This window comes from Gordonia sesuvii, from assembly GCF_036350415.1.
Taxonomy (GTDB): domain Bacteria; phylum Actinomycetota; class Actinomycetes; order Mycobacteriales; family Mycobacteriaceae; genus Gordonia; species Gordonia sesuvii.
Map to the genome: position 1 here is coordinate 186170 of NZ_JAZDUF010000007.1, position 22150 is coordinate 208319.

General features: G+C 67.1%; 22 protein-coding genes. 13 read left to right on the plus strand and 9 right to left on the minus strand.

The annotated features are described in order from the left end of the window. The first annotated feature begins 56 nt into the window (after nt 1-56). From VZC37_RS20825 to VZC37_RS20840, 4 genes are all read left to right on the plus strand, one after another. Nucleotides 57-1223, plus strand: a complete 1167-nt coding sequence (locus VZC37_RS20825; protein ID WP_431309466.1) for an AI-2E family transporter — start codon at nt 57-59, stop codon at nt 1221-1223. A 48-nt stretch (nt 1224-1271) separates the two neighbouring features. Next, complete coding sequence (locus tag VZC37_RS20830; RefSeq protein WP_330435334.1) at nt 1272-1568, plus strand: YiaA/YiaB family inner membrane protein; 297 nt, start codon at nt 1272-1274, stop codon at nt 1566-1568. Between the two features lie 215 nt (nt 1569-1783). Further along, nucleotides 1784-3019 carry an acyl-CoA dehydrogenase family protein gene (locus tag VZC37_RS20835; RefSeq protein WP_330435335.1) on the plus strand — a complete coding sequence of 412 codons (1236 nt, stop codon included), beginning with the start codon at nt 1784-1786 and terminating at the stop codon, nt 3017-3019. 12 nt (nt 3020-3031) lie between these two features. Beyond that, nucleotides 3032-4177 carry an acyl-CoA dehydrogenase family protein gene (locus tag VZC37_RS20840; protein ID WP_330435336.1) on the plus strand — a complete coding sequence of 382 codons (1146 nt, stop codon included), beginning with the start codon at nt 3032-3034 and terminating at the stop codon, nt 4175-4177. Nucleotides 4178-4191: 14 nt separating this feature from the next. On the opposite strand, the gene VZC37_RS20845 is transcribed toward VZC37_RS20840, so the two are convergent. Continuing rightward, entirely contained in the window at nt 4192-4803 is a 612-nt protein-coding gene (locus VZC37_RS20845; RefSeq protein ID WP_330435338.1) for a TetR/AcrR family transcriptional regulator, read from the minus strand. Between the two features lie 173 nt (nt 4804-4976). Here VZC37_RS20845 and VZC37_RS20850 point away from each other — a divergent pair, with 173 nt between their 5' ends. Next, nucleotides 4977-6266, plus strand: coding sequence for a cytochrome P450 (locus VZC37_RS20850; protein WP_330435560.1), 1290 nt, complete (start codon nt 4977-4979; stop codon nt 6264-6266). Nucleotides 6267-6363: 97 nt separating this feature from the next. Here VZC37_RS20850 and VZC37_RS20855 read toward each other — a convergent pair whose 3' ends face one another. After that, nucleotides 6364-8631 (minus strand): glycoside hydrolase family 3 C-terminal domain-containing protein, encoded by a 2268-nt coding sequence (locus VZC37_RS20855; protein ID WP_330435341.1) that lies wholly within the window; start codon nt 8629-8631, stop codon nt 6364-6366. Between the two features lie 111 nt (nt 8632-8742). On the opposite strand from VZC37_RS20855, the gene VZC37_RS20860 reads away from it, so the two are divergent. The 4 genes from VZC37_RS20860 (at nt 8743) to VZC37_RS20875 (ending at nt 12562) form a co-directional block, all read left to right on the plus strand. Beyond that, nucleotides 8743-11043 (plus strand): carbon starvation CstA family protein, encoded by a 2301-nt coding sequence (locus VZC37_RS20860; RefSeq protein WP_330435343.1) that lies wholly within the window; start codon nt 8743-8745, stop codon nt 11041-11043. Beyond that, nucleotides 11043-11234: a YbdD/YjiX family protein gene (locus tag VZC37_RS20865; RefSeq protein WP_330435345.1), complete on the plus strand. Its 192-nt coding sequence runs from the start codon at nt 11043-11045 to the stop codon at nt 11232-11234. Before VZC37_RS20860 ends, VZC37_RS20865 begins: the two co-directional genes overlap by 1 nt. Nucleotides 11235-11312: 78 nt before the next feature. Then, the gene (locus VZC37_RS20870) at nt 11313-11948 is read left to right on the plus strand and encodes an HhH-GDP family DNA glycosylase (RefSeq protein WP_330435347.1); all 636 of its coding nucleotides are present in this window, start codon (nt 11313-11315) and stop codon (nt 11946-11948) included. A 296-nt stretch (nt 11949-12244) separates the two neighbouring features. After that, nucleotides 12245-12562 (plus strand): transglycosylase family protein, encoded by a 318-nt coding sequence (locus VZC37_RS20875; RefSeq protein WP_330435348.1) that lies wholly within the window; start codon nt 12245-12247, stop codon nt 12560-12562. A gap of 70 nt (nt 12563-12632) precedes the next feature. Here VZC37_RS20875 and VZC37_RS20880 read toward each other — a convergent pair whose 3' ends face one another. Then, nucleotides 12633-13835: a cation:proton antiporter gene (locus tag VZC37_RS20880; RefSeq protein WP_330435561.1), complete on the minus strand. Its 1203-nt coding sequence runs from the start codon at nt 13833-13835 to the stop codon at nt 12633-12635. 246 nt (nt 13836-14081) lie between these two features. Between VZC37_RS20880 and VZC37_RS20885 the strand changes: the two genes are divergently transcribed. Beyond that, nucleotides 14082-14507: an acyl-CoA thioesterase gene (locus VZC37_RS20885; protein WP_330435562.1), complete on the plus strand. Its 426-nt coding sequence runs from the start codon at nt 14082-14084 to the stop codon at nt 14505-14507. A gap of 21 nt (nt 14508-14528) precedes the next feature. Here the strand turns inward: VZC37_RS20885 and VZC37_RS20890 are convergent, their stop codons facing one another. From VZC37_RS20890 to VZC37_RS20900, 3 genes are all read right to left on the minus strand, one after another. Next, nucleotides 14529-14912 (minus strand): hypothetical protein, encoded by a 384-nt coding sequence (locus VZC37_RS20890; protein ID WP_330435351.1) that lies wholly within the window; start codon nt 14910-14912, stop codon nt 14529-14531. Between the two features lie 99 nt (nt 14913-15011). Further along, nucleotides 15012-15665 carry a response regulator transcription factor gene (locus VZC37_RS20895; protein ID WP_330435353.1) on the minus strand — a complete coding sequence of 218 codons (654 nt, stop codon included), beginning with the start codon at nt 15663-15665 and terminating at the stop codon, nt 15012-15014. Further along, the gene (locus VZC37_RS20900) at nt 15662-16825 is read right to left on the minus strand and encodes a sensor histidine kinase (protein WP_330435355.1); all 1164 of its coding nucleotides are present in this window, start codon (nt 16823-16825) and stop codon (nt 15662-15664) included. Before VZC37_RS20900 ends, VZC37_RS20895 begins: the two co-directional genes overlap by 4 nt. Before the next feature lie 133 nt (nt 16826-16958). On the opposite strand from VZC37_RS20900, the gene VZC37_RS20905 reads away from it, so the two are divergent. Both VZC37_RS20905 and VZC37_RS20910 read left to right on the plus strand, forming a co-directional pair. Next, nucleotides 16959-17873 carry an ABC transporter ATP-binding protein gene (locus VZC37_RS20905; RefSeq protein ID WP_330435356.1) on the plus strand — a complete coding sequence of 305 codons (915 nt, stop codon included), beginning with the start codon at nt 16959-16961 and terminating at the stop codon, nt 17871-17873. After that, nucleotides 17870-18694: an ABC transporter permease gene (locus VZC37_RS20910; protein ID WP_330435358.1), complete on the plus strand. Its 825-nt coding sequence runs from the start codon at nt 17870-17872 to the stop codon at nt 18692-18694. The genes VZC37_RS20905 and VZC37_RS20910 overlap by 4 nt, the downstream gene beginning before the upstream one ends. A 63-nt stretch (nt 18695-18757) precedes the next feature. Here VZC37_RS20910 and VZC37_RS20915 read toward each other — a convergent pair whose 3' ends face one another. Then, nucleotides 18758-19804: a PHP domain-containing protein gene (locus VZC37_RS20915; RefSeq protein WP_330435360.1), complete on the minus strand. Its 1047-nt coding sequence runs from the start codon at nt 19802-19804 to the stop codon at nt 18758-18760. Further along, on the minus strand, nt 19801-19980 hold the full coding sequence (locus tag VZC37_RS20920) for a hypothetical protein (protein WP_330435362.1): 180 nt from the start codon (nt 19978-19980) through the stop codon (nt 19801-19803). Before VZC37_RS20920 ends, VZC37_RS20915 begins: the two co-directional genes overlap by 4 nt. 34 nt (nt 19981-20014) lie before the next feature. On the opposite strand from VZC37_RS20920, the gene VZC37_RS20925 reads away from it, so the two are divergent. After that, entirely contained in the window at nt 20015-20719 is a 705-nt protein-coding gene (locus tag VZC37_RS20925; RefSeq protein WP_330435364.1) for a guanylate cyclase, read from the plus strand. Nucleotides 20720-21040: 321 nt separating this feature from the next. On the opposite strand, the gene VZC37_RS20930 is transcribed toward VZC37_RS20925, so the two are convergent. Beyond that, nucleotides 21041-22075 (minus strand): oxygenase MpaB family protein, encoded by a 1035-nt coding sequence (locus tag VZC37_RS20930; protein ID WP_330435365.1) that lies wholly within the window; start codon nt 22073-22075, stop codon nt 21041-21043. Nucleotides 22076-22150 lie beyond the last annotated feature (75 nt).

The window sequence follows — 22150 nt, forward strand, 5'->3', positions numbered from 1 at the left end:
GAGGCCCGGGAATGACGCTTGAGCAGGCAGGCACCGACGATCCGAAAGGCTGGTCCATGCCTCGCGGCACGATCGTGCTGCTATCAGTCACCGGCCTGATCGTCACGGTCGGCGGGATGAAGGCAGTTGCCGGCCTGGTAGGGCCCATCTTCCTGGCCCTCATGCTGACGGTGGCGGTCCAGCCCATTCCGGCCTGGCTGCGCCGCAAAGGTCTGCCGACCTGGTTGGCCTTCGTGGCGACTCTGCTCGCGGTGTACGGAATCCTGTTGGGCCTGTTCGGTTCTCTCGTCTTCTCGGTCGCCCGGTTGGCGACGATCCTGCCCGAGTACACCGACAAGTTCCAGGGTCTCATCGACGACTTCCAGCAGGTCCTGACCGACCACGGCATCAGCTCGGACAAGGTGCAGGAGATGATCTCCCACATCGATCCCGGGAAGGCCCTGAGTTACGTGTCCGCCGTGCTGGAGAGCACGCTGTCGGTCGCCTCGGCATTGATCCTCGTGCTCACGCTGCTGTTGTTCATGGCCGCCGACGCCTTGTCGTTCGACCGACGCATCAGTGTCTTGAACGGCATGCGACCCGACATCGCCGCGGCATTCCGGAGTTTCGCCCAGGGCACCCGGAGCTACCTGTTGGTGTCGACGATCTTCGGTCTCATCGTGGCCGTCTTCGACTCGGTGGCGCTGTGGATCATCGGTATCCCGCTGCCCATCCTCTGGGGTCTCCTCTCGTTCATCACCAACTACATCCCGAACGTCGGATTCGTCATCGGCCTCGTACCGCCCGCGCTGCTGGCGCTCCTCGACGGGGGCTGGGGCCAGATGCTGGTGGTCATCGCCGTCTACAGCGTGATCAACGTCGTGATCCAGTCGGTGATCCAACCCAAATTCGTCGGCGACGCTGTCGGTTTGTCGACCACACTGACGTTCTTGTCATTGGTGTTCTGGGCATGGGTGATCGGACCATTGGGCGCCATCCTCGCCGTACCGCTGACACTGATGTCGAAGGCGTTGCTGATCGACATCGACCCGTCGACGCGGTGGGCAGACGTCCTGCTGTCGTCGTCTGCGCCCAGTGAAGACAAACCCAGTGACGACAAACCCAGTGAAGACAAGCCCGGGGACAACGAGCCTGCGAACACCACCGCATCCTCGGGCACCGAGGCTCCGCCGGGTAGTGGCACCGGTGACCAAGATTCGGGTGGCTCCCCCCAGCCCGGCTGAGTAATCACACGCATCCCTCCGAGGACGGCCGCTGGGAACCTGATCGTCATGAGCGCATCCAACGAAGTCCCCCAGGCCCCCACCACCGCCGCCTTCTTCCTGCAGGCCGCCATCGCCTTCGCCGTCAGCCTCGCCACGGCGGTCGTCGGCATCCTCTATCTCCCCATCGACCCGTGGCAGCGCGGATTCCTCGCCATCACGATGCTCTTCCTCACGTCGAGCACCTTCACGCTCGCCAAGGTGGTGCGCGACCGTCAGGAACAGACATCGGTGCGCGCACGTATCGACGGCGCCCGTATGGACAAGCTCATCGCCGAACACGACCCGTTCAAGAACGTGGCCTGATCGTCGAAGCGTTGCCCCGCCCGACCCCCCACCACCGTCAACATCCGAGCCCGGATCGCGCGAGACGAGCGCCCCTCGTCCCGTGCAATCCGGGCTCCGACCCTTTCAGCGGCGGGCGCACTCAAGTACATTCGGCGTGTCACATATATTTGATACGTCAGCTTGTGACACGCCCGTGAGCACGGCGTCAGCGAAGACAGGGGTGACAGCTCGAGATGGACATGACATGGTCGGATGCCGACAACGCCTTCCGCGACGAGGTTCGCGAATTCATGGAGGCCAACCTGACCCCTGACCTGCGGGCCGCCGGACGATTGCGAACCAGCGTGTACGCCGATCACGAAGCCTCGATGAAGTGGCAGGCGATCCTCCACGAACGCGGTTGGGCCGCACCGGCGTGGCCGGTCGAATACGGGGGCCGCGATTGGAGCCTCGGCCAGCACTACATCTTCAGCCGCGAGTCGATCCTCGCGGGCGCCCCGGCGCTGTCGCCGATGGGTATCCGGATGGTGTCCCACGCGATCATGGCGTTCGGAACCCAGGAACAGAAGGACTTCTTCCTGCCCGGCATCCTCGACGGCAGCGTCTTCTTCTGCCAGGGCTATTCCGAGCCCGAGGCCGGCTCGGATCTGGCGTCGCTCTCGATGGCCGCCGTCGACGACGGCGATGACTTCGTCGTCACCGGCAGCAAGATCTGGACGACCCATGCAGCCGAGGCCAACTGGATCTTCTGCCTGGTGCGCACCTCGCGTCAGGAGCGTAAGCAGCAGGGCATCACCTTCCTGCTGATCGACATGACCGCGCCCGGCATCGAGGTGCAACCGCTCGTCATGGCGTCGGGCGAGCAGGTGCAGGCCCAGGTGTTCTTCGACGGCGTCCGGGTACCGAAGGCGAACGTCCTCGGCAAGGTGGACGAGGGTTGGACCGTGGCGAAGTACCTGCTGATCTTCGAGCGCGGCGGCGGCGCTGCGGCGCCCGCCCTGCAGGTCATGACCGAGAACATCGCCGAGCGTGCCGGCGCGATGACGGGTCCGTCGGGGGTGCCGTTGGTCGAGGAGCCGGCATTCGCGGCGAAGCTCGCGGATGCACGGGTGCGCGCGAAGATCCTGGAAGTCCTCGAGTACCGCGCGCTCGCGGCGATGAGTTCCGGCGGCGACGCGGGTTCGCTGGCGTCCATGCTCAAGATCCTCGGCACCGAGCTCAGCCAGAAGATCACCGAACTCGACCTGGAGGCCGCAGGCGTGCACGGCCGCGTGTACCAGCCGCACGCCGCCGCGCCCGGCGGACCGATCAACCGCTACGAACCCCCTGCCGACGGCTACGTCAGCGGCGAGGCCTGGCAAGCGGTCGCGCCACTGCTGTACATGAACGATCGCGCAGGCTCGATCTATGCGGGCAGCAACGAGATCCAGCGCAACATCCTGGCCAAGGCCACCCTCGGACTCGGATAGGAACCCGACCTCATGGACTTCACCCTCACCCCCGAACAACAACTCCTGCGCGACGGCCTCAGCAAGTTCCTGGGAGCCCGCTACGACCTCGACGCCAGCCGTGAGGCGGCCAAGGTCGGCGCTGGCTGGCAGCCCGAGATCTGGCGATCGTTCGTCGACGAGCTCGGCGTCATCGGTGCGTGTCTCCCCGAATCCGTCGGCGGCGACGACGGTGGCCCCGAGGAACTGATGGTCGTCACCGAGGCACTGGGACACGCACTCGTCATCGAACCGTTCGTGGACACGGTCGTCCTGGGTGCGCGGCTGTTGGCGCGCACCGGAAGTCCGCGCGCGACCGCTGTCGCCGAGAAGGTCGCCGCCGGGTCTGCACTCACCGCGCTCGCCGCCGTGGAGGACGGATCGGGTGGCATGCTCAACCACGTCTCGACACGGGCGGAGCGCTCCGGCGACTCGTGGGTCATCAACGGCGCGAAGGCCGTCGTCACCACCGCGCCACTGGCGGATCATTTGATCGTCAGCGCCCGCACGTCGGGCGACACCCGGGACCGCGACGGTGTGTCGCTGTTCCTCGTGGACCTCGGCGATGGCGCGCCCGAGGGCCTGACGATGCAGGCGTTGCGCACGATCGACGATCGTCGGGCCGCCGACCTCACCTTCGCTGACGTGCGGGTTGACGCCGACGCGCTGATCGGGACCGAGGGCGAGGCACTCCCCCTCCTCGAACACGCGTGGGACGAGGCCACGGCCGCGGTGGTCTCCGAAGCGGTCGGCGCGATGCGCAAGGTCTTCGACGACACGGTCGAGTATGCCAAGCAGCGACAGCAGTTCGGCCAGTCGATCGGCAGTTTTCAGGCCCTGCAGCATCGCATGGTCGACATGTACATCGAGCTGGAACAGGCTGTCGCCGCACAGTATTACGCGATCCTGACGCTGAACGCGCAACCCGCCGAGCGGGCGGCGGCCGTGTCCGCGGCGAAGGCCACCGCGAGTCGCGCGGCCCGGTTCATCGGACAGAACGCCGTCCAGCTACACGGCGGGATGGGCATGACCGAGGAGTTGGCCATCGGCCACTACTTCCGTCGACTCACCGCCGTCGAGTACGAATTCGGTTCGGCGGACGCACATCTGGCGCGCTTCGCCACGCTCACGAGCAGCTGATCGCCACGTGGGCGTCAACGACCGATGTTGGCGCCCACCAAGGCGATGCACGCGCCCACCATCGGCTCCACGATGGTGTACAGCGACCGCTTCTGCTCCACCGCAGACGCCGCCAGTTCACGTATGCCGCCCCAGATCATCACCGCGGTCTCGTGTGTCATCGGCGCTATGCCCGACTCCCGCATGCGCGGGGTGTCGGTCAGTGGCACCAGCACGGCGATCAACGACTCCATCGCGTCCACCTGGATGCGGCGAGCGGACTCGCCCAACGCCGGTAGTTCGCGAATCCAACTCCACGCGATCTCCGGGTTCTGCTCGGTGACCTCCACATAGGCTTCGACCGCCTGGCGGATCTGCACCGTCCAGTCCGCATCGGGATCGACGTTCTCCGAGATCGCCGCGATCATCGCGTCGTTGGTGCTGCGGAGCAGCTCGACGAAGCACGCCTGCTTGTCGTCGAACTCCTGATAGAACGACCGTCGCGAGGTCCGGGCGACCCGCACCACGTCGGCGACCGTGGTGTCCCGATATCCCCGCTCCATCACGCACGTGGCCATCGCCTCGAGCAGCCGCCCCCGCACCGGGGATCCGACGTCGGGGGAGACCGTGACAGTGTCGGGAACCATTCCCCTACGATACGACCCCTTGCCACCAGCTGGAACGTTCGCGTACCGTTCGGTGGTACGCCGATGTACCAGCTCACCCGTGGAAGGGGGTGCGGGCGATGAGTTCCGCACACACCGCTGCACACACGACCACTGCACACAACACCACTGCACACACCACCGGGTTCACGCCGATGTTGCCGCCCGGGCCACGGCTGCCGGCCGCCGTGCAAGGCCTGGGATTCGCGCTCCGCCGGCGGCAGACCATCGCCGCCATCGCACGCCGTCACGGACCGGTCTTCACGATCGCGATTCCACTTTTCGGCGACGTCGTGGTGATCGCCGATCCGACCATGGCCCGGCAACTGTTCACCACGTCCACCGACCGGGTCGTCAACATCCGGCCCAATCTGGGTCGCGTCCTCGGGTCGGGGTCCATCTTCTCGCTCGACGGTCGCGACCACCGACGGCGGCGCCGCCTGCTCACTCCCCCGTTGCACGGCAAGCGTATTCGACTCTACGAGGCAGTCGTGGCCGAAGAATTGGAGGCCGAGTCGCGAAGCTGGCCGATCGGCACACCGTTCCCGACGCTCGAGCCGATGATGCGAGTGACCCTCAACGTCATCTTGCGCACCGTGTTCGGCGCGCAGGGCACCGAACTGCGTACGCTGCGCGAGATCATCCCACCGATGGTGGAGGTCGGCTCGCGGATGGCGACCATACCCGACATCCCGATCTCGCTGGGCCGCATGGACCCCCGACGTCGGTTCGCGGCGCGGCGCGCGACCTATGACCATCTCGTCCGATCACTGATCACTCAGGCCCGCAACGACTCCCGGCTCGACGAGCGCGACGACATCCTGGCGTTGATGGTGCAGAGTCGCTACGACGACGGTTCGGCGATGACCGATGCGGAGATCGCCGACGAACTGCTCACCCTCCTCGTCGCCGGCCACGAGACCACCGCCACCACCCTCGCCTGGGCGATCGAACGGCTGCAACGCCACCCGGCGCTTCTCGACGCCCTGGTCCGCGAGGTCGACGCCGGTGGTGACGAATTGATAGCCGCCACCATCACCGAGATCCAGCGCAGCCGCCCGGTGATCGACTTCGCCGGCCGACACGTCGTCGACGACATGATCGAGCTCGGGCCGTACCGGATTCCCAAGGGCTACAACATCATGGTCGCGATCTCGCTGCTCCACGACGACAGCCGACACTTCCGCGATCCGGAACGCTTCGACCCCGAGCGTTTCCTCGGGAGCACACCCGGACCGGCCTGGCTACCGTTCGGTGGCGGTACGCGTCGCTGTATCGGGGCCGCGTTCGCGCAGATGGAGATGGACGTCGTGCTGCGGACACTGCTACGCGACTTCACCGTCGAGCCGACGACGAGCCGCGGCGAACGGTGGCACTCCCGTGGCGTGGCATACGCGCCGGGCGACGGCGGCCGGGTGACCCTCCACCGGCGACGCGACCGCTGACCGGTGGGGCCGGTCGGCGGCAGGGTCGACAGGCAGAAAGGGTCGACAAGCAGGAAGGGTCGGTCAGGCAGCAAGGTCGGTCAGGCAGCAAGGTCGGTCAGTTCAGCAGATCTCGCAGCCGCTCGTCGTCGAGTCCCAGCATCGGCGCGACGCGGCGGATCGGGAACGACGAGACCAGCATCAGCATCGTGGGGTCGAGGTCCTCGACACCCATCGTGGCCGCGACCGCAGACCGCACGACGGGTCCGGCGGTGGGGTGCTCGAGCACCTCTCCGACGGTTGCCGAGCGGCCCAGCCGGATCGCCCGCCCAGCGCCGTCGCCGTCGACGTCGACGGTCGTACGTACACGGATGTCGCGGCTGGAGGCACCCACCTCGACCCGGTACCGTCCGGCCTCGACCACCCAGTCGTCGAGGTCCCGATCCCAGTAGGCGAGTTCGGACTCGGGGATGTCGAGATCGAGCACCGTGGTGCCGCCCGGTTCGAGGTCGGCCACGCCGATCGCCTTGAGTTCCCGGGGCGGGCGGGCAACCCTCGAGGAGTCGAGACCCACATACACCTGGCCGACCGCGCGACCGGCCCGCCGACCCGTGTTGGTCACCCGCACCTGCACGCGGAGTGCATCGCCCGTCGCCGATACCTCCAGGTCGCCGAAATCGAAAGTGGTGTAGGACAGTCCGTGCCCGAACGGGTATCGCACGGGGATGCGGCGGGCGTCGTACCAGCGGTATCCGACGAACACACCTTCGCCGTAGCGGACGTGGAGTTGCTCTCCCGGGAAATCGAGGAAGGCCGGGCTGTCCTCGATGCGGTGCGGGATCGTCTCCGCCAGTCGACCGGACGGGTCGGCGAGTCCGTACAGGAGTTCGGCGACCGCGCCGCCGCCGGCCTGGCCGAGCAGCCACGACTCCAACACCGCGGGCGCCTCGTCGATCTCGGCCAGATCCACCACTCCTCCGTTCGACAGCACGACCACGGTGCGCGGGTTGACGGCGAGAACTGCACGTAGGAGGGCCAATTGAGGTTCCGGCAAGGTCCAGCTCGAACGGTCGAATCCCTCCGATTCGTCGTCGTCGCCGAGGCCCAGGAAGACCACCGCGATCTCGGCGCCTGCGGCCGTGGCCACCGCCGTGTCGTGCAGGTCCGGGTCGGATTCGGTTGCGCCGACCACGAATCCGGGAGCGAAGGAGATCGCGCCGTCGTCCGCGATGGCCTGCATCTCGTCGAGTGCGGCGTCGAGGCGGAATGGATTGATCTTGGAACTGCCGCCGCCCTGGAATCGCGGGGTACGTGCGAACTCGCCGATGACGGCCACCCGCGCCCCGTGCCCAAGCGGCAGTAGCGCCTCCCCGCCGACCGGGTCGTTCTTCAGTAGGACCGCACATCTGCGGGCCACCTCACGCGCCAGACGGTGATGCGCCTCCCGGTCGTAGGTCGCACCCGACACCCGGTTCGCTTCCGCGGCCAGGGCGAGCGCGACGACGCGGCTCGCCGCGTCGTCGAGCACCTCGGATGAGAGGTCGCCGTCGGCGATCGCCTCGCGCACCGCAGCCGGGCCCAGATCGCCGCTCGACGGCATCTCCAGGTCGACGCCCGCCGCGAGCGCTGCCACGCGGTTGTCCACGGCCATCCAGTCGGACACGACGAGTCCGTCGAAACCCCAACGTCGGCGAAGGGTTTCGGTGAGCAGCCACGAACTCTCGGTCGCGTAGACGCCGTTGATCTTGTTGTAGGAGGCCATCACCGTCCAGGGCCGCGCGGTGGCGACGATGTGTTCGAACGCTCGGAGGTAGATTTCGTGCAACGGCCGCGGGTCCACGTCGGCGCTCACCCGAAGTCGTTCGTGCTCTTGATTGTTCACGGCAAAGTGTTTGACCGATGTGCCCACACCGTGCTGCTGGATGCCGCGGATCAGGGCGGCACCGATGCGCCCGGTGAGATGGGGATCCTCGGACAGGTATTCGAAGTTGCGGCCGCCGAGCAGTGATCGCTTGATGTTGACACCGGGCCCCAGGATCACCGACACATCCTCGGCGAGGCATTCTCGCCCCAGCGCATCCCCGACCCGCTCGATCAGTTCCGGGTCGAACGACGACGCCATCGCGACGGCCGGCGGAAAGCACACCGCCGGAACGGAGTCGTTGATGCCGAGCGCATCGACATCCCCGCGCTGCTTGCGGATTCCGTGTGGGCCGTCGGTGAGCATCACCGACGCGACGCCGGCGTCGGTGATCGCGGCGGTGTGCCAGAAGTCCGCCCCGGTGGTGAGTGATGCCTTGTCCGCGGTCGACAGACGGGCGACGATCTGGGCCGCCTGCCGTTCGTGATCGGCGGGGTGCGAGGGCTGGGCGGTCGGACTCGACATGGCGCCCAGATTGCCCGAGTTGGCATCTCGATTCAATGGTGTGGGCAGCAGAACCAGAGTCTGGGCGTATAGTGACGCGGGCCACACTCGCTACTCGAGGAAGGTGCCCCCATGGCGGTGACCGACGAGCGCGCAGACGATCCGAACATCACCTACCTCCGGACCGATCCGGACCTGCCTCCGGTGGCCATCGTGGATCGCTCCCCGATGACCGTCGGCAAGCGCATTCTGTTCGCGGTCATCGGGCTCATCGGCGCGGTGGCCTGGGCCATCATCGCCCTGGTCCGCGGCGAATCGGTCAATGCGGTCTGGTTCGTGTTGGCCGCGGTGTGCACCTACATCGTCGCCTACCGTTTCTACGCCCGACTGATCGAGATGAAGGTCGTCAAACCCCGCGACGACCATGCGACGCCGGCCGAGATCCTCGACAACTCGCGCGATTACATGCCCACGGACCGCCGGGTTCTCTTCGGTCACCATTTCGCCGCGATCGCCGGCGCGGGGCCGCTGGTCGGCCCGGTCCTCGCCGCGCAGATGGGCTATCTGCCCGGCACCATCTGGATCATCATCGGCGCGGTAATGGCCGGTTGTGTTCAGGACTACCTTGTCCTGTCGATCTCCACTCGTCGTCGCGGGCGCAGCCTCGGCCAGATGGCCCGGGACGAGTTGGGTGCGGTCGGCGGCACGGCGGCGATCGTCGCGGTCTTCGTCATCATGATCATCCTGATCGCGGTCCTCGCACTCGTCGTGGTCAATGCCCTGGCCGAAAGTCCCTGGGGCGTCTTCTCGATCGCCATGACCATTCCCATCGCCCTGTTCATGGGGGTGTATCTGCGCTTCTTCCGGCCCGGCCGGGTCAGCGAGGTATCCGCCATCGGGGTGGTACTCCTGTTGGCGGCAATCGTGGCCGGCCGATATGTCGGCGAATCCTCCTGGGGCAACGACTGGTTCAGTCTGTCACCGGTGGCGCTGAGCTGGGCGATCATCATCTACGGTGTCGCCGCCGCCATCCTGCCGGTGTGGCTGCTGCTCGCACCCCGCGACTACCTGTCGACGTTCATGAAGGTCGGCACGATCGCACTGCTCGCCGTGGGCATCCTGCTCGTCCAGCCGGTGATGCAGGCGCCGGCGGTCAGCGAATTCGCCTGGAACGGACAGGGCCCCGCGTTCGCCGGTGCCCTTTTCCCGTTCCTGTTCATCACGATCGCGTGCGGCGCATTGTCCGGTTTCCACTCGCTGATCGCCTCGGGCACCACGCCGAAGCTGCTCGCCAAGGAGGGTCAGGCCCGGATCATCGGGTACGGCGGCATGCTCACCGAGTCGTTCGTCGCGATCATGGCGCTGATCACCGCGTGCATCCTCGATCAGCATCTCTACTTCGCGATGAACGCCCCCGCCTCGGTCACCGGTGGCGATGCCGCGGGCGCCGCGGAGTACGTCAACGGCCTCGGGCTCGACGGCGCACCGGTCACGCCGGAGTACTTCGAGCAGGCCGCCGAGGGTGTCGAGGAGGCGTCGATCGTCTCCAAGACGGGTGGCGCACCGACGCTGGCGATGGGCATGGCCGAAACGCTGCAGCAGGCGATCGGCGGAGAGTCGTTGCGCTCGTTCTGGTATCACTTCGCGATCATGTTCGAGGCGCTGTTCATCCTCACCACGGTCGACGCCGGGACGCGCGTGGCACGCTTCATGCTCTCCGACGGCCTCGGAAATCTACCGGGCGCCCGCCGGTTCAAGGATCCGTCCTGGCGCCCCGGGGCCTGGCTGTGCACCGTGATCGTGTGCGCCGCCTGGGGTTCCATCCTGCTGATGGGCGTCACCGATCCACTCGGCGGGATCAACACCCTGTTCCCGCTGTTCGGCATCGCCAACCAGTTGTTGGCCGCGGTCGCCCTCACGGTGGTGACCGTCGTGTTGTTCAAACGCGGCCAGTTCAAGTGGGCGTGGATTCCCGGTGTGCCGTTGGTGTGGGATCTGATCGTCACGATGTCGGCGTCGTGGCAGAAGATCTTCTCCGACAACCCGTCCATCGGCTACTGGGCACAGCACCGCGACTTCGTGAGCGCCCGCGATCAGGGGTTGACGACGTTCAAGACGGCCACGAGCAGTGACGAGATCGACGCCGTCGTACGCAACACGTTCATCCAGGGGACGCTCTCGATCATCTTCGCGTCGCTTGTCCTGATCGTCGCCGTGGTCGGCGCGTACCTCTGCGTGAAGGCAGTCCGAAGCGGCGGGCTGCCGACGACCGAGGACGAACCCGTGCCGTCCCGGATCTTCGGACCGCGAGGACTGATCACGACGCCGACCGAACGCCACCTGCAGAAGGAATGGGACGAGTTCCTGCACGACCATCCGCCGGGCTCCCCTCCTGAGCCGGCGACCGCCGGTGGCGAGAAGGGTGAACCGTGATGGGTCGTCTGCGGCGCGCGGTCGACGCGGTCCGGTGGTATGTCGGGAGCCTGATGGGTGACCACGACTACCGGCGCTACGTCGAACACATGGCGCGCACCCACCCACGGGAACCGGTGCTGTCCGAGTCCGCCTACTGGCGGGGCCGATACGCCGACCAGGATCGCCGCCCCGGCGCGAGGTGCTGCTGACCGGTTGACACGTACGCAGACCGGGTAGCACTTCCGGACGAGACCACACGACGTCCATCTCGCCCGGGAGGAGCAACCGTGTCGAAGAAGCAGCAGGCCACCGCGACGGCGTTGATCGACCGCGCAGGCCGCACCTACGCCGACGCAGCAGGCATCACCCTCAAGGACACGCCCGCGCCCCTCTTCCAACTGCTGGTCCTGTCGCTCCTACTGAGTGCGCGCATCTCGGCGGACATCGCGGTCGCCGCTGCGCGCGAACTGAATGCCGCGGGATACCGGACACCACAGAAGATGGCCGACGCGAAGTGGCAGAGTCTCGTCGACGCCCTCGGCCGTGGCCACTACGTCCGCTACGACGAAAGCACCGCAACGCGCCTCGGTGAGGCCGGCCGCAAGGTCGTCGACGATTACGGGGGCGACCTCCGCCGACTCGCCGCGAACGCCGACCGCGACACTGAGCGCGCCGCAGACCTCCTCCAGGAGTTCACCGGTATCGGGCCGACCGGCGCATCCGTCTTCCTGCGTGAGGTCCAGGACGTCTGGCAATGGGTGGCGCCGTACTTCGACAAGCGCGCCCTGACCGCTGCTGCCGAACTCGGTCTCCCCGACGACCCGGAGACACTCGGACGACTCGCCGACGGCACACCGGCAACCCTCGCCGCGGCCCTCGTCCGCGCGTCGCTCGATGACTCACTGCGTGCCGACCTGACCTGAGTTCCGGACCCCCGACGAACCGACCCGACCTGCCGCAAACGCAGTGACCGATACCACATTTCGGCTGTGCGGTTTCTCACACTGAATCGAATGTCGAATCGTGATCCCGAAGCAGCGACACGCCGCGGTGCGCTGGTAATTCGCCGGAATCCCACCCCTGTTATCAATGCGTGATCCAGATGCCGCAGGTAGCTGCGCTGATGTGACCTGACCGTTACCAGCTTGTACGGTCGCGACCGGTCCGAAGATCAGCCGCCCAGCCCGCTATTGGGGTGGCGATAGGAGGAACGTTGACCATGAGTTTCAAGAAGCTTGCTGTGCGTGCCGGAGTCGTCGGTGCGCTGTCCCTGGCCCCGTTCGCCGCCGTCGCCGGCACCGCCTCGGCAGCCAACAACTGGGACGCCGTCGCCCAGTGCGAGAGCGGCGGTAACTGGGCGATCAACACCGGCAACGGCTACTACGGCGGTCTGCAGTTCTCGCAGAGCACCTGGGAGGCCAACGGTGGCTCCGGCAACCCGGCGAACGCGTCGAAGGCCGAGCAGATCCGGGTCGCGGAGAACACTCTGGCCAGCCAGGGTCCCGGCGCGTGGCCGACCTGCGGCGCCTACCTCTGACCCTGAGGTCTGACCGCTGACATCTCAGCAATCGTGATGTGGCCGTCGCCCCGACTGTTCGGGGCGACGGCTACACGCGTTCGGTGGGTTTGACGAGGCGAGCGATGAGCGGGAAGAGAAGGACCGTCGTCGCTCCCGCCGCCACCAGACTCGACGCGAGTTGCAGTGACATCAGTTCGGATTCCGTCGCCACCTCGGTGACCGCGACGATGATCGGAAGGCCGGTCGCGGCGTAGAGGGCGAGCTGGGTTCGCTCGCGCTTCTCTGTCAGATTCGACCCGTGTGGGATGTAGCGCTCGCTCAGCCACACCGGCAATCCCCGGGCGAGACCGATTGCGACGACGAGGACGACCCACAGAACTGGTTCACCGAGGACCGCGGTGACGTCGATACCCATGCCGGACGTCACGAAGAAGATCGGGATCAGTACGCCGAACCCGATGACCTCCAACGACTTCCCGACGTCGTGGTTCGCCGGCCCGTTCAGCCGCTGCAGGATCAGCCCCGCGGCGAATGCCCCCAGCACGACGTCGAGTTCGAACACCGCGGCGACCGTCATCAATGACACCAGCAGCAGGAATACCACTCGGATCGGCAACTGGAATGTGCCACCACTCATCTCGTACACGGCGTAACGCAATCCGGGGATCCGTTCGAGGAGTCGCTGCGGAAACGCACCGATCAGCAGTGCGGCCACCCCGAACAGAATGAGCACCACGATGGCCCCGCCGACGCTGCGGCTGGTGAGCAACAACGACATCGCGAGAATCGGGCCGAGTTCACCGACGGCGCCATGGGCCATCACCGAGCGGCCCAGCGGCGTGTCGAGCAGCCCGTCTTGTTTGATGATCGGTAGCAGCGTGCCCAGCGCCGTGGAGGTGAGCGCGATCGCGACTGCGATGTGCGCGGCGAAATCCTCGTCGGGGACGGTGAAGGTGACCGCCACGAGTGCGATCAACAGCCCCGCCAGCCACGTGAACCGCGCGACCCGACCCGATTTGCCGCCCAACAACTTCGGGTCCAGTTCGTATCCGGCGAGCAGGAACAGCATGCCTAGTCCGAGTTCGCTGAGGATCTCGACGCTGTCCCGGTCGGCCCACCCGAGCACATGCGGGCCGATCGCCATGCCGAAGACGAGCAGGACCACGGCGTCGGGGACGTAGCCGCGGAAGATGCGCGAGACGATCGGCGCGGCGACCGCTGCGGCGGCGATCCAGAAGAGTGATTCGATCGCCACGGTATCGGCTGCCGACGACGCCTCGGCGATCACCATCATCCGGTCATCGTGGCACAGTCACCGACCGGATGATCGCCGGGACATCCCGTCACTTCCCCACCGCGCTCGGGTGGTTGGTGCAAGGCTGGTCGGACGATCAGCCATCCTGCCCGACGGGAGACAGACATGCAGACCACCGACCCGGCCGCAAAGGGCAACAACGCAGAGGACAACGGCGCAGAGGAAAATGGCGCAGAGACCGGCAGCACAGAGAGGGACAGCGCCGACCGGATCAGCCTGTCGATGTCGTTGCTGATGACACCGGACATGGCCAACTTCGCCGGCAACGTCCACGGGGGAACGCTACTCAAACTCCTCGACCAGGTCGCCTACGCCTGCGCGAGCCGGTACTCGCGACGCTATGCGGTCACGTTGTCGGTGGACCGGGTGATCTTCCGCGAACCGATCCGTGTCGGCGAGGTCCTCACCTTGTCGGCGTCGGTCAACCACACGGGCCGCACCTCGATGGAGGTCGGCATCCGGGTCGACACCGAGGACGTGCGGACCGGCGAACGGCGGCACACCAACAGTTGCTATTTCACGATGGTCGCGACCGACGACGACGGCCGGCCCCATCCGGTGCCCCAACTCGTACCCCGGACCGACGTGCAACGCCGCCGATTCAGTGAGGCAGCCGAACGCCGCGCGGCGCTGCGATCGGCCCAGTAGCGATCGGTGCAGTGGTGCGGCTCAGGCCTCGGGTGAATCGTCCTCGTCGAGCGCGCTGACGGTGATCCCGTACGGCAGGAACCGCACCTTGCGGCGGGGGTCGGTGTTGTGTTTGTTGGCGCGCAGCGCGTCGAGTTCGGAGGCATAGACCTGTTCGACCCGCGCTCCGCCGTCGTCGCTGACGACGAAGACGGCCCACACGCCCGTACCGGTCTCCCCGGTGGTCTCCGGTTCGCGCCGACGCGTGCGACCGGCGTCCTCGAAGAGGTTCGACCACGCGCCACCCGCCGCACCCGGACCTGTCAGGAATTTGCCGACCATGTCGCGGACACCCTCCGATGCTTCGCGCGCGAAGCGATCGAAATCCTCCGGGCTCATCCCGAACGGGTTGTTGTTGTCCGCCATTGCGACCTCCTGACAGCGCGGGTCGGCGTGATAGCCGTGTGCCCTCCAGTGTCCACACGATCGAACCGGTGCGCCACCACCGCGTCACCTGCGCGCAGGTCAGGCCAGCCCGGCGTCGTGCAGGATGATCGCCACCTGCACCCGATTGGTGGTGCCGAGCTTGGCGAAGATGTGTGAGATGTGGGCCTTCACCGTCGCCACACTCATGAACAGCTCGGCGGCGATCTCCGCGTTCGACGCTCCTTTCGCCACGCAGATCGCGACGTCTCGCTCCCGGTCGGTGAGCGTGACCACAGCGTCGCGGGCCTCCGGCGACCGACGATTCGCGCCCCCGTCGACGACCTGCTTGATCAGCGTCGCGGTCACCGAGGGACTGAGTGCGGGCTCGCCGCGCAGCACGTTCTTGATCGCCGCGACGATGTCGTGCGGGGACGTGTCCTTCAGGAGGAATCCGTCGGCCCCCACCGCGAGCGCACGCACCACGTACTCGTCGGCGTCGAAGGTGGTCAGCACGATCACGGCGGGCGGGTCGTCGAAGGCCTTGAGCTCGCCCGTGGCCGCGATGCCGTCCATGACCGGCATCCGTAGATCCATGAGCAGCATGTCGACGGGCTCGGCGGTGTGCCGGTCGATGGCCTCACGCCCGTTGCCGGCCTCCGCGGTGACCTCGAACTCCGGGTCCCCACCGAGCAGCAGACGCAATCCGGACCGGACCAGCGGATCGTCGTCGACCACCATGATGCGCGCTGTCATGGATGCCACGGTAGCCACACGTGCAAGACGAAGTGGCGGTCGTCGGTGTGCACCGCGGAATGTCGGCCGCCACTGAGCGCGACACGTTCGGCCACACCCACCAGTCCGAGTCCGGAGGGTGGAGGCGTGACCGTTTCCGCCCGGAGCGGGAGCGGGTTGTCCACCAGCAGGTCGACTCCCGTCGACTCGTCACCTTTGATCCGCACGGTCACCGTGGCGGCCGGTGCGTGTTTGCGGGCGTTGGTGAGTGCCTCCTGCAGGCACCGGTAGAGGGTACGGAAAACCGCCGGCGAGAGTGCGGAGAGATCGGCGGTGCAGAGGTATTCGACACGCATCCCGTTGCGGCGGTTGTCCTCGATCAGGGCATCGAGATCGGCGGGCACCGCCTGTGGGGACTCCGGATCGGCGTCGCCCGGCCCCTCGCGCAGAACTCCGAGCACCTCGCGCAGTTCGGTGAGGGCCAGCCGCGACGTCTCGTGGATGGTCTGGGCCGTGGCACGGATCTCGTCGCGCCCGAGGTCTTCGCGAAACGCCAACGCACCGGCATGCATGCTCACCGTCGAGATCCGGTGTGCCAGAACGTCGTGCATCTCACGCGCGATCTGTGCGCGTTCCACCGAACGGGCCCGACGCATCTCCGCATCCCGTTCGGACTCGGCGAGAATGGCACGCGCCCGCCAACTGGCCAGGAGCTCACGCCTGGACCCGATGTACATGCCCCATGCGACCATCGTCGCGATGACCGTGAGCATGATGCCGTAGCGGAGAATCCAGGGTTCGGCGACATCCGGCACGTTGAAGAACTCCTCGGCGACCACTCCACACACGAGGGCGAGGACCACCTGCGGGATGATCTCCGGCCACCGGCGACGGGTCGAGAGCGACACCATCGCAAGCGTGGCCGGACCTGCCGCGCTCGCCGACATCACGGTGGCGAGGTTGCCGAAAGTGGCTACGGCCACCGGGTGCGAGCGTCGAAACCATACGGCGACGTAGGTCAGGAGACCGATGGTGAGGTCGGCGACGAACCACCAGCGCGCCTGCTCCCACTGGTAGCCGACGCGCGAACCCCACGCGACCGCTGAGATGAGCAGCATGAGCGCGAGACGCCAGACGTGGCTGGCCGCCGACAGACGCGGCTGATAGTCCTCGGGGCGCACCCCTACACCGTAATCGGGGTCTTGTCGGGGTCACCTCAACCGTGCGGCCAGAGTCGTCTCCGACTTTCGGCTATCCACATTCTGTCCGCACGGCCGATGCGGGCGGGTATGCCGGCGAAAGACGATGGACGTCATGATCACTGTCGAAAACCTCACGAAGAGATACGGCGACCACACCGCCGTTGACGACGTCTCGTTCGCCTGCACGCCCGGTCAGGTCACCGGCTTCCTCGGTCCGAATGGTGCGGGGAAATCCACCACGATGCGAATCATCGCCGGGCTGACCCCGGCGACCTCGGGCTCGGCGACCGTCGGGGGCCGCGCGTATCGCGAGATCCCCAACCCGGCGACCCAGGTGGGTGTCCTGCTCGACGCGTCGGCGCAGCACGCCGGACGCACCGGCGCCGAGATCCTCCGGCTGACCGCGATGACGTTGGGCGTCAACCGGTCTCGCGTCGACGACATGCTCGAGATGGTGAGCCTGACGCCGGAGGAGGCGAACCGGCGCGTCCGCAACTACTCGCTCGGCATGCGCCAGCGGCTCGGGATCGCCAACGCGCTGCTCGGTGACCCGCACATCCTGATCCTCGACGAACCGGCGAACGGCCTCGACCCGGCGGGCATCCACTGGATGCGGACCCTGCTGCGCGATTACGCGAATCGTGGCGGGACCGTCCTGCTGTCGTCGCACCTGTTGCACGAGATCGAGATCATCGCCGACGACATCCTGGTCATCGGTCACGGGCGGATCGTCGCCCAGGGCACCAAGTCCGATCTGCTCGCCGCGCAGGGCACGCGGGTCCGCTCGCTCGACGACGCCGCGCTCGCCGCTGCCTTGGCGGGTGCCGGTATCCGGACACTGCCGGCCACCGATGGGGGCTTCACCACCGAAGCCGCACCCGAGGAGGTCGGGCGGGTCGCGGCCACCGCGGGGATAGCCCTGATGGAGTTGCGCCCCGGCGACGGCGCGCAACTCGAGGAGATGTTCCTCGAACTGACCCAACAGACCCAACGTGAACAACCCGTCCTGCAGGGAGTCCCGTCATGACCGTCCAGAACCCCGTCCGCACCCGCACCGAGATACCCGCGCCGAGTATCGATCTCGACGTGCGCAGTAGGCCGATCCCGCTCAGCCGACTCACCCTCGTCGAACTCCGCAAGCTCGTCGACACGCGGGCCGGTTTCTGGCTGACCGCGTCGATCGGTGTCTTGTCGGTCGTCGTCGCAGTGGCGATGCTGATCACGGAGCGCAACAGTCCGGAGAACCTCAACTTCGGTGAGCTCTTCGGTGTCATGAACATCCCGACCGGGATCATCCTGCCGGTCTTGGCGATCTTGCTGGTGACCGGCGAGTGGAGTCAACGCGCGGCGCTGACCACATTCACGATGGAGCCGCGACGGGAACGCGTGGTGACGGCCAAGCTGCTCGCAGCGCTGATCACCGGCGTCGCCGCGGTGATCATCGCGCTGACGATGGGCGCGGTCGCCACGGTGATCGCCGACATCATCTACACCGATCCGGCGGGCGCCTGGTCGTTCACCGCGGCCGGCCTGTTCAACTCGTTCCTCTTGCAGATTTTCGGGCTCCTGCTCGGATTCGGTTTCGCCGCGCTCATCCTGAACACCCCGGGCGCGATCGTCGCCTACTTCGCCCTACCGACGGCCCTGATGCTGATGACCGAACTCGTGCCGTGGTTTGCCGACAACCTCGGACAATGGGTCGACACGGGATTGACGTTGCTGCCATTCCAGTCCGGCGAGTGGGCCACCGGCGGCGAATGGGCCCGGCTGGCCGTCTCCGCGATCGTGTGGATCGCCATCCCATTGACGCTGGGGGTGATCCGCGTACTGCGCTCGGAGGTCAAGTGACCTCGGTGCCGAGCGCACACGCCGACCGGCGGGTCCATTCTCCCGGGACCCGCCGGTCGGCTGTCATGTTCCTGCCCAGTCGATCACGCGGTCGACGGTCCAGGTGGTGACGATGCGATCCGGTTCGATCCCGAACTCTTCGGCGCGGTGCGCGCCGAGCGCCTTGAAGTCCAGTTGACCGGGCGCGTGCGCATCGGAGTCGATCGCGAAGAGGCACCCGAGGTCACGGGCCAGTGCGATCAGTTCGTCGGGTGGATCGACCCGTTCCGGCCGGGAGTTGATCTCCACCGCGGTGCCGTGCTCGGCACAGGCGCTGAACACTTCTCGGGCGTCGAACTGCGACGGCGGCCGAGCGCCCCGGCCCCGCACCACGCGCCTGCCCGTGCAGTGGCCGAGCACGTTGACCCGCGGGTCGCAGACGGCGGCGACCATCCGACGTGTCATCGGGGCGGAGTCCATCCGGAGTTTCGAGTGCACCGAGGCGGTGACGATGTCGAGCCGGTCCAGCATGGCGTCGGTCTGGTCCAGGGTCCCGTCGTCGAGGATGTCCACCTCGATACCGGCGAGCACCCGGAGTTCGTCGCCGAGCAGATCATTCAGGGTCTCGATCTCGTCGAGCTGGCGGGTCAGTCGTTCCTCGCTGAGTCCGTTGGCCACGGTCAATCGTGGCGAGTGATCGGTGATCGCGAGCCACTCCTGGCCGAGCGCTGCTGCCGCGGAAGCCATCTCGTCCAGCGATGCTCCGCCGTCGCTCCAGTCGGTGTGTGCATGCAGGTCGCCACGCAGCGCCGCGTACAGATCGTCACCGCCCTCGGCGAGCGATGCCGGCGCGGTGTCCTGGAGTTGCTGCAGATATCCCGGTACCTCACCGGCCGCCGCCTCGGTGATCACCGCTGCGGTGCTCTTGCCGATACCTCGGATGTCGGTGAGTGTGCGCGCCGATGCGCGTCGGCGCAGCTCGTCGTCGCCGACCTCGGCGGCGGCGCGGGCCGCCTTCCGGAACGCCTCGACCCGATAGGTGCTTTGCCGGTCACGCTCGAGCAGCCACGCGATGCGGGTCAGCGCGGCCACCGGGTCGACCGGTGCGGTGAGCTGCGGCAGGCCCCTCACGACGGTGGGTCCGCGGCGTCTCTGGCCTGGGCCTCTTCGTGGCGTCGGTGCAGCCGTTCACGGACGTCGTCGGCGCTGTAGGCGTTGCGCTGACGCTGATCGCGGGCCACCAGCACACCACCCGCCGCGACCCCGACGGCACCGGCGAGTCCCAACCACCTCCACGCGTTGCGCATGGCTCGAGGATAGTGGCTCGTCTAGTCTGCTCTGGTGCGCACAGACGACGAGTTGGGCGACCGCGGGATCGATCTCGACGAGGCCCTGGACGTGACGCGCACCGGCGACGTGTGGCTGTTCCGCGGACGCTCCGGACCGGACCGGGCCATCCGCACCCTGACGAACGCGCCGGTCAACCACGTGGCGATGACCGTCGCCATCGATGATCTGCCGCCCCTGCTGTGGCATGCCGAGCTCGGTGACAAGCTGACCGACGTCTGGACCGGCAGCAATCACCGCGGTGTTCAGTTACACGATGCGCGCGAGGCGGTCCGGCAGTGGATGGATCGCTATGACCAGGACTGCTGGCTCCGCCAGCTCACCCCTGATGTGTCCGCCGCGCAGGAGGACAGCCTGCTGAAGGTGATCGCCCGCCTGGACGGGACGCCGTTCCCGGCGACCGCACGCTTGGCGGGACGGTGGTTTCGGGGTCGGGTGCCCAACAGTGTCGACGTGGTCCGGGGCATCCCGTATCTCGATCGGCTCGCCCGCGACCGGCGTGCGCGCCGACACGCCCACGACGCCGGTCTCGAGTCGGCGTATTGCGCCGAGGTCGTGGCGATCACCTACACCGACATGGGTCTGCTCGACGCGTCGAAAGATTCCAGCTGGTTCGATCCGGGACGTTTCTGGAGCGGCGACGACCTGCCGCTGGCGACCGGATTCCGACTCGGCGAAGAGATCGCGGTGCGGCGCTGACACCGTCCGCCCCTCCGTTGATCGGCAGGGCACCGTCCCTCCCGCTGATCGAGTAGCGCACACCTCCCCTCGCCTCCCGTTCCCTCCCTTCCGCTGATCGAGTAGCGGCGAGCCGCTAGGCGAGTCGCGTATCGAGATCCCGTGTCCCTCCGTTGATCGAGTAGCGGCGAGCCGCTAGGCGAGTCGCGTATCGAGATCCCGTGCAGCCGAAGAGGTCTCGATACGCCGCTCGCCTAGCGGCTCGCAGCTACTCGACCAGCGAAAGGACGCGGCTACTCGACCAGCGGTTAGAGGCGATAGTGGCAAAAGGCACGAACCCGATCAGAGAGCGGCCTCGACCTCGGCTCGGTCCAGTGCGGGATCGGTGCCGACAACGTACTGCGGCTCGGTGTGCGCGATGGTGACACCGCCGGCGACGCGGGCGCGTGCCGCGGCGAACTCGGGCAGCTCCCCCATACTCGCCTGAAGACCGTTCAGCGCACTCCACACCACACTGCGCCGCGCCCGACGCTCGATCGGATTCGGCGGGCGATGCATCACGAGTTGCGCCGCCCACTCCGGCATCGTGTCGCGGATCGCCCAGTCCACCGCCCCCTGCGCCGGGTTGGTCAGGTTGATGCCCGTGGCAATCGCATTGCCATGTGTCAGAGCAAGTCTGGGCAGGTACTCCTCCAGGCACGCCAGGGTATCGGCCTTGGTGGCCGGCAGATCGGTACCGCCGAGTGCGTGGCCCACCCGGACGAACTCGGCGTAGTAGCGGTCGAGCGCGTCGCCACGCAGCGGCCGCGGGTGGTAGATCTCGTGCGCGGTGGCGATCCCCCACACGACCGTCGCATAGTTCCAGCGCAGCCAGTCAGGGTCGTCGGCGTCATAGGCGAGCCCGTCGGGGCGAGTGCCCTTGATGGTGTGGTGCATCGCGCGCACCGTCCTCGCCAGCTTCTCGGCCGTGTCAGTCGAGCCGTACGCGGTACCGATGAAGAACGCCAGCGAGTGTCCGAGGCGGACCGCCGCCCCGGCGGGGTCGATGCGGCCGGTCGGCTCGCCGTCGTCGGCTTTCTCCACCAGCCGCGAATGATGGACGCCCATCCAGAAGATGCTCGGGTCGAGGCGCTCCAGGTACGAGGCGCACTGCAACCCGAAGATCAGCGTCGGTGTGTGAGCGTGGACGTACCAGGTCGCACTGTCCGGGCCGAACCACCCCGGGTCACCTTCGGGCTCACCGAACTGCATGCCGCGGAAGAACTTCGCGCGTACCGCGTCGTCGAAACGACCGTTGAGCCACATCCCCATCAACTGGTGTGGCAGCGGAAACGGCAGCACGTTCGGGATCGATGGTGCGCCCAATGTCAACGGCATGTCCCGGTCCTTCCCTGGGTTCGACGGCGTGACGTGATGGCTCCAGCATAGATTCTGGTGACGGCCGTGACCAGA